Genomic DNA, 13,785 nt, shown 5'->3' with positions numbered 1-13,785 from the left:
GTATAATGATGAAAGAATCCCCGTTTAAGGCGGGAACGCTCAAAACTGCGCATTCTATTGTTAAATAATTGTTAATTATTGCTCAGAGATAAAATTAATTTTAACTTTTTTAGCTCTTTTTTGCCGCTTGTGTTTTTTTAGCTGCCGGTTTGGATACCGCAGGTTTGGATACCGCAGGTTTTTTAACCGGTGCCTTGGCTGCCACTGTATTGACCGCAGCTGTTACATTCCTTTTAACTTCAGCGCCTTTTTTTACTGCAGCCTGCGCTACCGGTTTCGCAGCCGTAACTGCTTTCGCTACCGGCCTGGCAATCGCCTTGGCAGCCTTTTCTTCTGTTGCAATTGCGGCAACTTTAACACTTTGTACACTTGGTTTGGCTTTAGCAGCTGCTTTTTTAACTACTCTTTTTGCATTTTTAGCACCCTTAACAGCATTTTTTTTAACGGTTTCGCTCTTTTTGCCGGCTTCTCTGGTGGTAGTGTTTACTTCTTCAATCTTATTCTCAACGGCGGATTTTACGCTTTTAAATCTCTTTGACAATTTCTTAGCTACGAACTTGCCTGCGATCTCTATATCCTTTCCTATTCGTTCAGCATCATGTCCCAGGTGTTTAACTGCCTCCAGGAATTTCTTAGTAAGACTTTTTTCAAGTTCTTTTTTTGCTGCTTTCTTCGCAATTTTTTTTTCAACTTTTGGTTTATTGGTTTTCATAAGCTCTGATTTCTATTTTATACCTGAAAACACGTGATGGTTTCACATAATTTTCGTTTTTTTGTACAGGTAAAATGAACATTTACCTAAAAATAATATATTTTTTACTATAAAGCTATAATCATGCCCAGTTTCGATATTGTAAGTAAGGTGGATTCGCAAACATTTGACAATGCGATGAATAATGCCAAAAAGGAAATTCTGAACCGCTATGACTTCAGTTCGTCTAAAAGTACGATAGATCATGACAAGAAGACCAATGTCATCACGATCGTCACTGAAGATGATATGCGCCTGAAAGCCATTACTGATGCCATTATCTCCAAAATGATCAAACAGAACCTGGACGCCAGCAGCCTGGACTTTGGAAAGGAGCAATATGCTTCCGGAAATATGATCAGAAAGGAAGTCTCTATAAAGGAAGGCATTGATAAAGAAACGGCCAAGAAAATAGTAGCGAAGATAAAAGCCAGCGGATCTAAGGCCCAGGCCTCCATTATGGATGATCAGGTACGTGTACAGAGCAAAAATATTGACGACCTGCAGGCAGTGATCGCATTGTGCCGAAAAGAAGACTTCGGCCAGCCTTTGCAATACATCAACATGAGGAGCTAATGGAGATTGAAGAAAATGGCTTCATCTTTTCTGATGATAAACGACTGTTGGATGTTGCGGCTATACATCATTACCTTTCTAACGATTCTTATTGGGCGAAGGGTATTCCCCCTGAGGTGGTAAAAAGATCCGTTGAAAATTCATTATGCTTTGGGATCTACAAAGAGACCAAACAGATTGGTTTTGCGCGCTGGATCACAGACAAAGCTACTTTTGGCTACCTGGCTGATGTTTATGTGCTGGAACCTTACCGCGGACTCGGTTTGTCTAAAAAATTGATGTCCCTTATGTTATTTCACCCGGATCTTCAGGGTCTGAGAAGGTATATGCTGGGTACCCTCGATGCCCATGGGTTGTATGCGCAGTTTGGCTTTAAGGCTATTGAAAATCCGGAAAGGCTAATGGGTATTGCAGTCCCAAATATTTATAAATAACAGGATACCTAAACGGTTTTTACATCCGCTTCACTATAATCCTGGATGTCTGTGATGTAGCCGTTGATGATCAGAAAGTCAAACAACGGTTTTGCGTCAGGTGTAACCGGCATATTTGCAGTCGTAATGACTTCATTGGTCTTCTTGTCGAGGAAAGGATAGGCAAACAGCTTTACGTTCTTATTGAACATATCACTCACGTAGCTCAGCAGCATACTTGCATAATTCTCTCCGAAATTACTGGAATTGAATACGAATTTCAGGTTGTTGATATTGGTGGATATACCTACGCTTTTTGGCCTGCAGCGGTCCAGGTATTTGGCCAGTTTGTTGTGCCTTGCGAAGTTGGACACGATGACTTTGTTGCCCGTCCGGCACATTTCTTCGGCACGTTTGGCTACTGCCCTGAGGTCGATCTCCTGCGATTCATCAGCCGTTGAGAGCACGTTGGACATCAGAACCTCGATCAGCACGCTCAGGTTCTCTTCCTGCACGTTTTCTGTGCGTACGAACTGGTCAACAGCTTTGTTGAGCATGCTGAAATTCGGATTGGATTTTTGTGCGTATTTGGTCCGGAGGATCATTATGTCTTTCTTGTACAAAAGGTCTTTGGGCAAGCAGGGCTGTCCCTGGGCATCAAAGATCGCGGCATCGGAAAAATCTTTAACGATCAGGTAGAGGTTGAGCAGGATATTGTCGGCACCACTGAAGATCGGCCCGTTTACTGAGATCAGGTCTATTTCAACAGAACCTACAGTGAGGTTGTCTGCCAGGGATTCGATCATTGCCCTGCGGTCCTGGTTGTAATAAAAAGCGGCATAAACCAGGTTTACGCCTATAATTCCCAGTACGTTCTGCTGAAGGGCCGCATCGGTATCCAGCAAGCGCACATGAAAAAATATCTCGTTGGCCTCGCCTTCCGGCTCTGTCTGAAAGCGTAAGCCTATCCAGCCGTGGGGGTCATTTGATTTGTTGTAGTTGAGTGTGGTTACGGTATCTGCAAATGCGAAGAACGTACGGTCGTCATACTTCTCTCCGCTCAGACGTTCATTAAGCAGTCCGTATTCGTGGTTGAGCATTTTCAGTAACCTCGACTTGCTGACATACCTTCCGGATTCTTCCACGCCATAAATGGCATCACTGAAGGTCATGTCGTAGGCCGACATGGTTTTGGCTACTGTTCCTGATGCCGCGCCTGCGGTAAAAAAGTTGCGGGCTACTTCCTGCCCTGCGCCTATTTCTGCAAAAGTTCCATAGATCTTTGGATTCAGGTTAATCTTAAGGGCTTTGCGCTTGGTATCAAGGATTTCTCTTTCCATTTTGCAAAAATAGCACAAACAACCGGATTTGGGCTACAAAATACGTATCTTAATGCCGAATTTCATACCATTAAAATCTTATCCTGTTACCGCTGATGCTGGACGTTAAAAATCTTGATATACAATTCCTGAATAAAGACGACAAGTCCTGGTTAAAGGCAGTAAGCGATGTTAGTTTTAGCATTGATTGCGGTAAAGTGCTTGGGATAGTCGGGGAATCCGGATCGGGTAAATCGGTTACTTCATTCTCCATCATGAGGCTGCACGATCCCGGCGCTACAAAGATCGGCGGTGAAATAGATTTTGAGCAGATCAATCTGCTTGACCTGTCTCCTGAAGAAATCAGAAAATACCGGGGCAATAAGATCGCTATGATCTTTCAGGAACCTATGACCTCATTAAATCCTGTTTTTACTTGTGGCGAGCAGGTTAAGGAGGCCATTATTTTACACCAAAAAACTGACAGTCAAACTGCGAAGGCTAAAACCATTGCCTTATTTAAGGAAGTACAGCTGCCACGCCCGGAGCAGGTATTTAAAAGCTATCCGCATCAGCTTTCGGGCGGACAGAAGCAAAGGGTAATGATCGCTATGGCACTAAGCTGTAATCCAAGTCTGCTGATTGCCGATGAACCTACTACCGCCCTGGATGTAACTGTTCAAAAAACCATCCTGCAATTGCTCCTCAGGCTAAAATCGGAACGCCACATGGCCATGATATTTATTTCGCATGACCTTGCGGTGATCAGTGAGATCGCAGATGATGTTGCGGTGATGTATAAAGGCCGGATCGTGGAACAGGGGCCTGCTGCTGAATTGTTCAGAAACCCTCAGCATCCGTATACCAAGGGTTTACTGGCCTGCCGCCCTTCTCCTGAACGCTTACTAAAGGCACTTCCGGTGGTAGCGGATTTTTTAAATGAGAACAAGGACATGGCTGTGGCCCATTTGCTGGAACGCAACAGTTATACTCCGCAGGAAATAGCAGAAAGAAGGGCTGAACTTTATGCGGAAAAACCTCTGCTCCAGGTAAAAGATCTTTGTACGTGGTACCCCGTAAATAGCGGCCTTTTTGGTAAGGCTAAAGAATTTGTTAAAGCTGTTGATCAGATTAGTTTTGATGTGTTTCCCGGGGAAACACTGGGCCTTGTTGGGGAATCCGGCTGTGGCAAAACTACGCTGGGAAGAAGTATCTTAAGGCTTGTTGAACCGACTTCCGGACAGGTTCTGTTTGACGGAAAGGCAGTGACGGAGCTGAACAAAAAAGACCTGAGGAACATGAGACGGGATATCCAGATCATTTTTCAGGATCCGTATTCTTCTTTAAATCCACGTCTTACCGTAGGAAATGCTTTAATGGAACCGCTTCAGGTCCATAATATGTTTGACAATGATCTACAGCGAAAGGCGCATGTGTTAAATTTGCTGGAGCGTGTAGATCTTAAACCAGAGCATTTTAACCGGTATCCGCATGAGTTTTCGGGCGGACAGCGTCAGCGTATCGTGATTGCGAGGGCACTTGCGCTTCAGCCGAAATTCATCATCTGCGATGAATCTGTATCTGCTCTGGATGTGTCGGTACAGGCACAGGTTTTAAACTTGCTCAGACAGCTGCAGCAGGAGTTTGGGCTGACTTATATTTTCATTTCGCATGATCTCGCGGTGGTAAAACACATTTCGGACCGGATGATCGTCATGAACAAAGGCCGTATTGAAGAGGAAGGATTTCCGGAGGACATCTACAACCGGCCTAAAGCGGAGTATACACAAAAGCTAATTGCCGCGATACCGGGTATAACAACGCTTAAATAACCTTCGGATCTTCACGCTCTATTATTTTTTCTGTTTTAAGCGCTTCTTTTGCTGCCGTAGGTTCCTCTTCTTTTTTCAATGTCGCTGACAGCCTGATGAGTGCGGTATTGATCGTCCTTCTGATCTGTCTTTCTTTAAGTTTATCATAGTGCTTTAACAATACCATTGCTTTAAATACGGCCACATCTTTATTGATGGAAATCGTTTTTACGGTCAGTCCTCCCGGGACTATATTTTCAGTAAATCCTGAAATGTGCTTATCCAGGTATTTTTCCAGGTATTCCGGGGTATATCCATTGTCCAGGGACATTTCGAACTCCACGCTTAGTTTTTTGGTGTTCTGTTTGGACTGGTTGATGATCACTGAACTGAATGCCAGTGAATTTGGAATGATGACCATGTCGCTGTCCTCATTTTGAAGGATCATGTTGATGAGGGTTATGTCCAGGATTTTCCCTTCCAGATCGCCGATCTTAATGTGATCGCCCAATGACAACCTGTCGGAAAACATGATGATCAGGCCATTGATCATATTGGTTACATAATCTTTAAAGGTCAGCGCTATCGCTGCAGCAACGATGGAGATGCTGGTGATGAATTCTCTTGGGTTATAACCAAAAAAGATGATCAAAGCAATCATGAAAAATACCGTGTTTAAAATAGAGACTATCCTGTTGATACCGAGAATGAAATTGTCCTTGATGTTGTTCTTAAATCTGTGCTTTCTGATGTACCAGTAGATCACCACAAGCCTGAGTATAGAAATGACAAGACTGGGCCCGAGAAAAACCATTAGTCCTTTAGCGATCTGGTCTATCCTGGGATACTCAACATAAAAATCGGGCTTATTGATATAGAAATACAACAAGGTTAAATAAATAACTGTCTTGATCAGGATCATGAGCAGTTCCTTGCCTGTTTTTCTTTCTCTGTCTTCTATCATAATGGCTCAATTGTAAATTAAATGACTTTGTATTGCTTGTCCAAAGGTACAAAATACAACAATCTATCACTTCAAATTGTTACCTTCGATTGATTCATATTCTTACTATGGCAAAAAATAAATCATCTCATTTAGAACTGGTTCTGGTCCAATTGATTAGCGATGTTCTCGAAAAAAGCAAGAATGAGGCGCTCAATTATAAGCAGGTATCTGCCAAACTGAACATTACTGATCCTTCCGGAAGAGACGCCATCTCTGAAATATTAAGGGAACAGGAAAAAAAGGGTGTTTTTATGGAGCCGGAAAAGGGAAAGTACCGGCTGAAAGATTTGAAGACCTTTGTTACCGGAAAGGTGGACATGACTGCCGACGGTTCTGCTTTTGTGGTTCCGGACGATGAATTTGAAAAGGATATTTTTGTATCCGCCAGGAAACTCCACAATGCATTGAATGGCGACCAGGTAAAGGTTTATATCTATGCCAAGAAAAGCGGGCGCAAAAACGAAGGCGAGGTAGTGGAGATCATTAAACGTGCAAAGACGGACTTTATAGGTGTGATCAGGATCTCAGACCGCTTTGCTTTTGTAAATGTTGATGACCGCAAAATGCTGCACGACATTTTTGTTCCGCTGAGTGATCTGAGCGGCGCGAAAAATGGCCAGAAAGTGCAGGTGAGCATTACAGACTGGCCTGAAGGTGCTAAAAATCCTATCGGAAAGATTACCACTATTCTCGGTGAACAGGGCGAGAACAATACGGAAATGAATGCAATTCTTGCGCAATATGGATTTCCGCTTGCTTTTCCTCCCGAAGTTGAACGGGAGGCAGATGCCATTCCTGAGGAAATTTCCGCCGATGACCTTAAAGGACGTAAAGATTTCAGAAATACAGTAACATTTACTATTGATCCGGCTGATGCAAAGGATTTTGATGATGCCATCTCCTTTAAAAGACTGCCCAATGGCAATTATGAAATCGGTGTACACATTGCTGATGTTTCTCACTATGTAAAACCAAACAGTCACCTCGACAAGGAAGCCTACGCAAGGGCGACTTCTGTATACCTGGTAGACCGTGTCATCCCGATGCTGCCAGAAAGGCTAAGTAATGGTGTCTGTTCGCTGCGTCCTAATGAAGACAAACTTTGTTTTGCAGCCGTATTTGAACTGGATGAACAGGCCAATATCATCACAGAGTGGTTTGGCCGTACGGTGATCCATTCCAATCGCCGGTTTAGTTACGAAGAAGCTCAGGAGGTGATCGAAAACAAATCCGGTGATCATGCTGAGGAAATTCTAAAATTAAATGAACTTGCTTATGTCCTGCGTGACCGGAAGTTTAAGAACGGCGCCATCAGCTTTGAGAGCACTGAGGTCAAGTTCAAACTGGATGAAACCGGAAAACCCATAGGAGTTTATGTAAAAGAACGTAAGGATGCCCATAAACTCATAGAGGATTTTATGCTGCTGGCCAATAAGAAAGTAGCGGAGTTTGTTTCCAAAAAAGGCAGCGGCAAAAAGAAGTACACCTTTGTTTACCGCTCACACGACTCCCCTAACCTCGAAAACCTCGGTAATTTTGCTTTGTTTGCTGCACGCTTTGGTTACAAGATCAATACAAAATCTGACAAGGAAATAGCAAAGTCACTGAATTACCTGATGGAAGACGTGGAAGGTAAGAAAGAACAGAACGTGCTGACACAGCTGGCGATACGCTCTATGGCGAAGGCAGTTTATACCACTAAGAAAACCAGTCACTATGGATTGGCCTTTGATCATTACACGCATTTTACCTCCCCTATACGCCGTTATCCTGATGTAATGGTACACAGACTGCTTGCAGCATATTTAAACAACGAGAAGTCCGCCAGTGAAGAAGAATATGAAACCGCCTCTTCTCATTCCTCAACCATGGAAAAACGGGCAGCGGATGCGGAAAGAGCCTCCATCAAATATAAACAGGCAGAATATCTGGAAGAAAACATAGGCAACACATTTACAGGCATCATATCAGGTGTTACCGAATGGGGTATGTATGTGGAGATCATCGAAAACAAATGTGAGGGTATGGTCAGGCTTCGTGATATAGCCGATGATTTCTATGTACTGGATGAAAAAAACTATTGTATTATAGGTCAGCGCAAAAAGAAAAAATACCAGTTGGGTGATGAAGTTAAAGTAAAAGTCAAAAAAGTAGATTTGGCAAAACGACAGATCGATTTTACCCTGATACAAGATTAGACAACAACAACAGAAAAAGAATGCATTCCCCTTCAGAATTAATAAAGCACGTAGAACAAGCAATAAACGAAACCACTTATCCCGAATATCCTGCTTCTTTATATGAGCCTATAAGTTACATTATGAACTTAGGAGGAAAAAGATTAAGGCCGATTATGCTCTTAATGTCCGCCGAGCTGTTCAATGGCGATTTAAAGGCCGCCATCCCGGCAGCGATGGCGATTGAAACATTCCACAACTTTACATTGATCCATGATGACATTATGGACAAAGCTCCTTTACGCAGGGGAAAGCAAACTGTGCATGAAAAATGGGGGGACAACACGGCTATATTGAGCGGTGATGTCATGATGGTCGAGGCCAACAAGCACATTACCAATGTGGGTATCCATATTCTTAAGCCCGCTCTTGACACCTTCAATGCCACAGCTCAGGGCGTATGTGAAGGGCAGCAGCTGGATATGGAATTTGAAAGCCGGAACAATGTGAGCATAGCAGAATACATCGGCATGATCCGGCTGAAGACTGCAGTCTTGCTCGGCGGCGCAATGAAACTCGGAGCTATAACAGCGGGGGCCACTCCTGAAGAGGCGGAACTGATCTATCAGTTTGGAGAGAATCTGGGTATCGCATTTCAGCTTCAGGATGACATTCTGGATGTATATGGAGATCCTGAGAAGTTTGGAAAGCAGGTAGGCGGTGATATTATCTCCGATAAGAAAACGTTTCTGCGCTTAAAATTACAGGAACTGGCATCACATGAACATTTAAAGCGCTTAGATGCCCAGGTAATCAATGGGGATTATGCAACAAAGGTATCTAATGTAACTGACCTCTATAACCTTTACGAGGTACGGGAAAAAGCGACTGAGATCATGAAGGAATATCTGGATAACGCATTCTCGGCATTGGCAAAGATCAACGTCCCTGATCAAAACAAAAAGGAACTGGTGCTCCTGGCAAATCAGCTGATGAACAGGGAGCATTGAGGATGTCCGAAACGTATATAAAAGAAGAAGCCCGGGCATATGTCCGGGCTTCTTCTTTAGATCTGAATATTTATTATTATTCTGCAGGTGCAGCTTCTGCTGTACTTTCAGTTTCAGCGGCTTCAGCTTTAACAGCTTTCTTTGCAGGTGCTTTTTTTGCAGGTGCTTTTTCCTCTTTTGCTGGTGCTTCTGCAACAGCTGCTTCAACAACAGGCGCTTCAGCTTTAACAACTTTCTTAGCAGGTGCTTTTTCAGCTACAACTTCTTTAACTACAGCTGCAGGCAAAATAGAAACATATGATTTGTTGTCTTGTTTCTTTTTGAAGATTACAGTACCATCAACCAAAGCAAATAAAGTATGGTCTTTACCAATACCTACTCCTTTATCAGGATGATGTTTTGTACCGCGCTGACGTACTAAAATGTTTCCGGCGATAGCTTCCTGACCACCAAAGATTTTGATACCTAAACGCTTGCTATGCGATTCACGTCCGTTTCTGGAACTACCGGCTCCTTTTTTATGTGCCATCTTGTTTTATATTTTTTAACTATCTGTATGAACAGCTAATCTTTGTTAACGACTAATTATAAACTGATACCAGAGATCTGGATTTTGGTGAAATACTGGCGGTGACCATTTTTCTTTTTGTAACCTTTTCTACGTTTCTTTTTGAAAACGATCACTTTATCACCTTTTAAATGAGACACGATTTTAGCTGAAACTGTAGCGCCTTTCAAAGCAGGAGCTCCTACAGAGATTTTACCACCATCTTCAACCAACAATACATTGTCAAATTCAATACTAGCGCCTTCATCTCCTTGCAAACGGTGTACAAAAAGGTGCTGGTCTTTTGCAACTTTGAATTGCTGTCCTGCTATATTTACTATTGCGTACATTGTTAAATAATTATTATTTTAAATTGTTTATTTTTATCGAGGTGCAAATATAGAATTAATTTTTATAAATGCACAACTGAATTGGTTATTTATTGCTGTAGCGTTCTTCTGCATCATTTATACTCTGGGCTATCAGTTTTTGCATCTGTACCGCTACATCTCTAAGCTTAGGGATTTCGCTGTAATCCGTCATAAAGATCACCTTTTTAGATTTTCTTTTGTAATTGAACTGGAATTCATATCTTAAGACTTGATCTGAATTCAGATCAGAACCAGTATTTGCGATTACCGGCGGAAAGTTCCACAAGCCGAGTTCATTTGCCTTGCTGTGCAAATACATAATATCATTGGTCCTTAACTTTACGTTCGTTTTAATCAAAGAATCCCGGCCGTCAAGATACTGGTATTCGCCTGTTGAAGAGTCATAGGTATTCACCAGATTTTTACCTACACCCCACTTAAACTGCAATGAAACGAATTCACTGGATTTAAAAGGCGCATTTTTGATCATTGGTGTATAATAGATCACACAATAGATTAAAAATGGGACTACAATAGTCAGCGCTAAAAATATTTTCTTTCCTCTGGTACTCATAATTAAGATTCTTTCAATTCAACCTGATCAGGGTTATATTCACCTTCCCATTTAGCGACCACCACCGTCGCGAGACAATTTCCGATTACATTCAATGATGTCCTGCCCATATCCATCAACTCATCGATCCCTAAAATAGCGGCAATAATGAAGGTCGGCAGTCCAAACTGATCTGCTGTGGCGATCAAAATGATCAAAGATGCTCTCGGTATCGCTGCTACTCCTTTACTGGTGATCATTAGTGTAAAGACAATCAGCAACTGCTCACCAAATGACAGATGCATTCCCGCAGCCTGCGCGACGAATATCGATGCCAGGGAAAGATATAATGTGGTGCCATCCAGATTAAAACTATAACCCGTCGGGATTACAAATGATACAATTTTACGCGGCACACCAAACCTCTCCATCGCGCTCATCGCTTTTGGCAAAGCGGCATCGGAACTTGTTGTTGCAAATGCAATGGACACGGGTTCTTTTATCGCGCTTATAAATTTCAATATCGGCAGTTTGATATATAATGCGATCGGCAGTAATACCAGGAGAATAAAGGCAATCAATGCCATGTACAAAGTAGCTACCAGCATGAAAAGATGCTTCAGTATATCCACTCCCATATGCCCTACAGTATAGGCCATAGCGGCGCCAACCCCTATTGGCGCAAAATACATAATGATATTGGTGAACTTAAACATGGTTTCTGACAAGCTTTCGCAGAAATCAACCATAGGTTTCCGCTTCTTTTCATCCACCATAGCCAGACCTATACCGAAAATAACCGAGAAAATGACGATCTGAAGAATTTGTGCGTCATAAACAGATTTGACAATATTCTCAGGAAAAATGTTTCTGAAAAAGGCCAGGGTTTTATACAACCAGTGCACACCATGAGGCAGTGTACTTAGTATACTCTCATCGGCGATGTCCTTTACAGGCTTTGGCAGCTCATTGTGCGGCATATTCTCAATATTCACACCCACACCTGCCTGGGTGAGGTTTATAGCCGCCAATCCGATGAACAACGCGATAGTCGTGGCAAAGTAGAAATACAGCATAGATTTCCATGCCATCCTGCCGACTTGTTTTAAATCGGAATGTCCGGCGATCCCATAAACCAGTGTTCCAAATAATATAGGTCCCACAATGGTTTTTACTAATTTTATAAACCCTTTGCTCAACGGCTGAAGGGCAACAGCCACATGCGGATAATCTATTCCGACGAAGATGCCCAATACCATACAAACCAGGATCCATGTTGTCAGGTTTTTCTTGATTACAGCGTAAACCACCAGTTCCACAGCCAGCAGCCAGCGGACGGTCATCATCACATTGTCCGGGACATTAGCAATACCGAAGTCCTTTAAAACACCTAACAGCGCTGCAACGGTGATAAACAACAAAGTGATTAACCCAACGCGGTTTTGTTTCATATATTAAGGTTTGTTTGATTTGCAACAAAAGTAATTAATTGCACCAAGCCCGCAAACATTTATTATTTTTGGGCTCTATTGATGCTGTAACAAATTATGGATATGGCGATCAAATCATCAACAGCAGTTAATTAATGGAACAAAAGGACCAGTTATTTAAGCAGATTTTCGATACTAACTCAAAGAAAATATTCCATTTGTGCTACGGCTATACCGGTGATGAAGATTCGGCGAACGATCTGTTACAGGAAACATTTTTAAAAGTCTGGCAAAATCTGGACAAATTTCGCAACAAGTCATTGATCTCTACCTGGATCTACCGGATTGCGGTCAACACCTGTCTGACTTATTTAAGGTCAGAAAAACGCCAGGCGAAAGACGAACTGACGGATAACATCATAGAGAACAGGCCGGAAGAGCTTTCAGAGAAGAACGAACAGATTGCATTACTCTACAAGTCAATATCGAAACTTGAAGAGAATGACCGTCTGATCATCACCATGGTACTGGATGAATTGCCATATAATGAAATAGCAGAGATATCAGGGATCAGTGAAGGAAACCTAAGGGTAAAAATTCACCGTATTAAATTAAAACTTACAGAATTATACAATCAGCATGCAGGAATTTGATCATATACAATCGCTTTGGCAATCACATTCTGTTGAGGTAAAGATCTCATCTGGTGAAATGCTGCAACAGGCAAAAAAGGAAGTGACAAGCATCAGGACAAGGTCTCTTTTCAATATTTTCGGAATGATCTTATCCTTTACCGCTATTGTGGCGCTACTGGTATTTTCCCCCTTTAATTCATGGACAACCCAGGCCGGTTTAATCATCATCATTATTTCAGTGGCTATTTCTACACTTATATTATATAAAGACTATAGAATCATCAGGCAAAACGACTTTACAGAACATCCAAGTGCATTCCTGTCCAAATTAAAAATATACCAGCTGAACAAATTTACCATCTACAATAAGCTGTACTGGTTTTATGCAACAGCAATGTCTCTTGGGTTCATCTTTTATTTCTATGAAGTGCTGAGTAATTTGAGTCCTGTCCTTCAGACCGGAATAATTGCCTTTACCATTTTCTGGATGGCGCTGTGTGCAACCGTCCTGAGAAGAGCCTATATGAAACGGGAAAAAGAACGCCTGGACCTGCTGATCGAAAAATTTGAGCGCATCAGTGAACAGTTCAATGAACACCAATAAAAAAGTCATCCGATTTTCGCCGGATGACTTTTATTATTAACTAACCCAAATTAAATTTATCCAAATCTATTACAGGGTTTCCTAACTCAAATATAGTGCTGCGGTTGTGATTGCAATAAGCGAAAATCACCAATCATTTACTAAATGCTAAACCTGTTGATCTGTGTAATTTTCCACAACCCTTTTTTGTCTTTCTCAATGGTCACATAATTTTGCTGGACGAATTCAGGAAATTTAAAATCAACCCTGGCCATCACCACACATTCGCTTGAGGACAGCACTTCATAACCTGAGCTGCAATTCAGGTTCATCAGGCCTACCCTTTTGTAAAAAGTCACCAGCTGGCTCTTAGTATGTGTCACGACTTCGTCCTGCCTGTTTAATTTTAATATTGCACTGCTGTTTAAGATCGCGTTGAATAATGCGGCATCTGCGTGTGTATGCGCATCGACAAATGCTTCTATGACATTGCTGGCCTTGGCATTCACACTTTTAGACGGATAATCTGGTCTTGCATTGGCAACGGTAGTGGTGATGCTCAGCATCACTGCATACCATAAAATTTTTCCTTTCATGACTTCT

Annotated in this window: 15 protein-coding genes; 7 read left to right on the top strand and 8 right to left on the bottom strand. The window is 42.2% G+C overall.

Going from position 1 to position 13,785, the window contains the following annotated elements:
• Nucleotides 1–109: 109 nt before the first annotated feature.
• Nucleotides 110–712 (bottom strand): hypothetical protein, encoded by a 603-nt coding sequence (locus QEP08_RS04125; RefSeq protein WP_285056051.1) that lies wholly within the window; start codon nt 710–712, stop codon nt 110–112.
• A gap of 123 nt (nt 713–835) precedes the next feature.
• Here QEP08_RS04125 and QEP08_RS04120 point away from each other — a divergent pair, with 123 nt between their 5' ends.
• The gene (locus QEP08_RS04120; RefSeq protein WP_285056049.1) at nt 836–1,327 is read left to right on the top strand and encodes a YajQ family cyclic di-GMP-binding protein; all 492 of its coding nucleotides are present in this window, start codon (nt 836–838) and stop codon (nt 1,325–1,327) included.
• Nucleotides 1,327–1,761 carry a GNAT family N-acetyltransferase gene (locus QEP08_RS04115; RefSeq protein WP_285056047.1) on the top strand — a complete coding sequence of 145 codons (435 nt, stop codon included), beginning with the start codon at nt 1,327–1,329 and terminating at the stop codon, nt 1,759–1,761. Before QEP08_RS04120 ends, QEP08_RS04115 begins: the two co-directional genes overlap by 1 nt.
• Before the next feature lie 8 nt (nt 1,762–1,769).
• Here the strand turns inward: QEP08_RS04115 and QEP08_RS04110 are convergent, their stop codons facing one another.
• Nucleotides 1,770–3,080, bottom strand: coding sequence for a nicotinamide mononucleotide adenylyltransferase (locus tag QEP08_RS04110; RefSeq protein WP_285056045.1), 1,311 nt, complete (start codon nt 3,078–3,080; stop codon nt 1,770–1,772).
• Between the two features lie 95 nt (nt 3,081–3,175).
• Between QEP08_RS04110 and QEP08_RS04105 the strand changes: the two genes are divergently transcribed.
• Nucleotides 3,176–4,891 carry an ABC transporter ATP-binding protein gene (locus QEP08_RS04105; RefSeq protein WP_285056043.1) on the top strand — a complete coding sequence of 572 codons (1,716 nt, stop codon included), beginning with the start codon at nt 3,176–3,178 and terminating at the stop codon, nt 4,889–4,891.
• Here QEP08_RS04105 and QEP08_RS04100 read toward each other — a convergent pair.
• Nucleotides 4,884–5,834, bottom strand: a complete 951-nt coding sequence (locus tag QEP08_RS04100) for a mechanosensitive ion channel family protein (protein ID WP_285056041.1) — start codon at nt 5,832–5,834, stop codon at nt 4,884–4,886. The two genes, QEP08_RS04105 and QEP08_RS04100, sit on opposite strands and share 8 nt — an antisense overlap.
• A 107-nt stretch (nt 5,835–5,941) precedes the next feature.
• On the opposite strand from QEP08_RS04100, the gene rnr reads away from it, so the two are divergent.
• Both rnr and QEP08_RS04090 read left to right on the top strand, forming a co-directional pair.
• Nucleotides 5,942–8,074, top strand: coding sequence for a ribonuclease R (gene rnr / locus QEP08_RS04095; RefSeq protein WP_285056039.1), 2,133 nt, complete (start codon nt 5,942–5,944; stop codon nt 8,072–8,074).
• Between the two features lie 20 nt (nt 8,075–8,094).
• A complete protein-coding gene (locus tag QEP08_RS04090; RefSeq protein WP_285056038.1) occupies nt 8,095–9,063 on the top strand; it encodes a polyprenyl synthetase family protein in 969 nt (322 codons plus the stop codon).
• 76 nt (nt 9,064–9,139) lie between these two features.
• Here QEP08_RS04090 and rpmA read toward each other — a convergent pair whose 3' ends face one another.
• The 4 genes from rpmA to QEP08_RS04070 form a co-directional block, all read right to left on the bottom strand.
• Complete coding sequence (rpmA, locus tag QEP08_RS04085; RefSeq protein WP_285056036.1) at nt 9,140–9,592, bottom strand: 50S ribosomal protein L27; 453 nt, start codon at nt 9,590–9,592, stop codon at nt 9,140–9,142.
• Between the two features lie 56 nt (nt 9,593–9,648).
• Complete coding sequence (gene rplU / locus QEP08_RS04080) at nt 9,649–9,960, bottom strand: 50S ribosomal protein L21 (RefSeq protein ID WP_008241463.1); 312 nt, start codon at nt 9,958–9,960, stop codon at nt 9,649–9,651.
• A gap of 85 nt (nt 9,961–10,045) precedes the next feature.
• The gene (locus tag QEP08_RS04075) at nt 10,046–10,555 is read right to left on the bottom strand and encodes a hypothetical protein (protein ID WP_285056034.1); all 510 of its coding nucleotides are present in this window, start codon (nt 10,553–10,555) and stop codon (nt 10,046–10,048) included.
• 2 nt (nt 10,556–10,557) lie between these two features.
• Nucleotides 10,558–11,985, bottom strand: coding sequence for a dicarboxylate/amino acid:cation symporter (locus tag QEP08_RS04070; RefSeq protein WP_285056031.1), 1,428 nt, complete (start codon nt 11,983–11,985; stop codon nt 10,558–10,560).
• Between the two features lie 134 nt (nt 11,986–12,119).
• On the opposite strand from QEP08_RS04070, the gene QEP08_RS04065 reads away from it, so the two are divergent.
• Nucleotides 12,120–12,617: an RNA polymerase sigma factor gene (locus tag QEP08_RS04065; RefSeq protein ID WP_285056029.1), complete on the top strand. Its 498-nt coding sequence runs from the start codon at nt 12,120–12,122 to the stop codon at nt 12,615–12,617.
• Nucleotides 12,604–13,203: a hypothetical protein gene (locus tag QEP08_RS04060; RefSeq protein ID WP_285056028.1), complete on the top strand. Its 600-nt coding sequence runs from the start codon at nt 12,604–12,606 to the stop codon at nt 13,201–13,203. Before QEP08_RS04065 ends, QEP08_RS04060 begins: the two co-directional genes overlap by 14 nt.
• Nucleotides 13,204–13,343: 140 nt before the next feature.
• Here the strand turns inward: QEP08_RS04060 and QEP08_RS04055 are convergent, their stop codons facing one another.
• Nucleotides 13,344–13,778, bottom strand: coding sequence for a hypothetical protein (locus QEP08_RS04055; protein ID WP_285056027.1), 435 nt, complete (start codon nt 13,776–13,778; stop codon nt 13,344–13,346).
• Nucleotides 13,779–13,785 lie beyond the last annotated feature (7 nt).

This window comes from Pedobacter ginsengisoli (assembly GCF_030244015.1).
GTDB classification, from domain to species: domain Bacteria; phylum Bacteroidota; class Bacteroidia; order Sphingobacteriales; family Sphingobacteriaceae; genus Pedobacter; species Pedobacter ginsengisoli.
The sequence above is the reverse complement of the archived record's forward strand: the minus strand, read 5'-3'. Positions and strand labels throughout refer to the sequence as shown.

Coding starts and splice junctions, on each gene's coding strand:
- QEP08_RS04100 (WP_285056041.1), bottom strand. CDS start 5,834: ATGATAGAAGACAGAGAAAGAAAAACAGGCAAGGAACTGCTCATGATC.
- QEP08_RS04110 (WP_285056045.1), bottom strand. CDS start 3,080: ATGGAAAGAGAAATCCTTGATACCAAGCGCAAAGCCCTTAAGATTAAC.
- QEP08_RS04125 (WP_285056051.1), bottom strand. CDS start 712: ATGAAAACCAATAAACCAAAAGTTGAAAAAAAAATTGCGAAGAAAGCA.
- QEP08_RS04070 (WP_285056031.1), bottom strand. CDS start 11,985: ATGAAACAAAACCGCGTTGGGTTAATCACTTTGTTGTTTATCACCGTT.
- QEP08_RS04090 (WP_285056038.1), top strand. CDS start 8,095: ATGCATTCCCCTTCAGAATTAATAAAGCACGTAGAACAAGCAATAAAC.
- rplU (WP_008241463.1), bottom strand. CDS start 9,960: ATGTACGCAATAGTAAATATAGCAGGACAGCAATTCAAAGTTGCAAAA.
- QEP08_RS04115 (WP_285056047.1), top strand. CDS start 1,327: ATGGAGATTGAAGAAAATGGCTTCATCTTTTCTGATGATAAACGACTG.
- rpmA (WP_285056036.1), bottom strand. CDS start 9,592: ATGGCACATAAAAAAGGAGCCGGTAGTTCCAGAAACGGACGTGAATCG.
- QEP08_RS04120 (WP_285056049.1), top strand. CDS start 836: ATGCCCAGTTTCGATATTGTAAGTAAGGTGGATTCGCAAACATTTGAC.
- QEP08_RS04075 (WP_285056034.1), bottom strand. CDS start 10,555: ATGAGTACCAGAGGAAAGAAAATATTTTTAGCGCTGACTATTGTAGTC.
- QEP08_RS04055 (WP_285056027.1), bottom strand. CDS start 13,778: ATGAAAGGAAAAATTTTATGGTATGCAGTGATGCTGAGCATCACCACT.
- rnr (WP_285056039.1), top strand. CDS start 5,942: ATGGCAAAAAATAAATCATCTCATTTAGAACTGGTTCTGGTCCAATTG.
- QEP08_RS04060 (WP_285056028.1), top strand. CDS start 12,604: ATGCAGGAATTTGATCATATACAATCGCTTTGGCAATCACATTCTGTT.
- QEP08_RS04105 (WP_285056043.1), top strand. CDS start 3,176: ATGCTGGACGTTAAAAATCTTGATATACAATTCCTGAATAAAGACGAC.
- QEP08_RS04065 (WP_285056029.1), top strand. CDS start 12,120: ATGGAACAAAAGGACCAGTTATTTAAGCAGATTTTCGATACTAACTCA.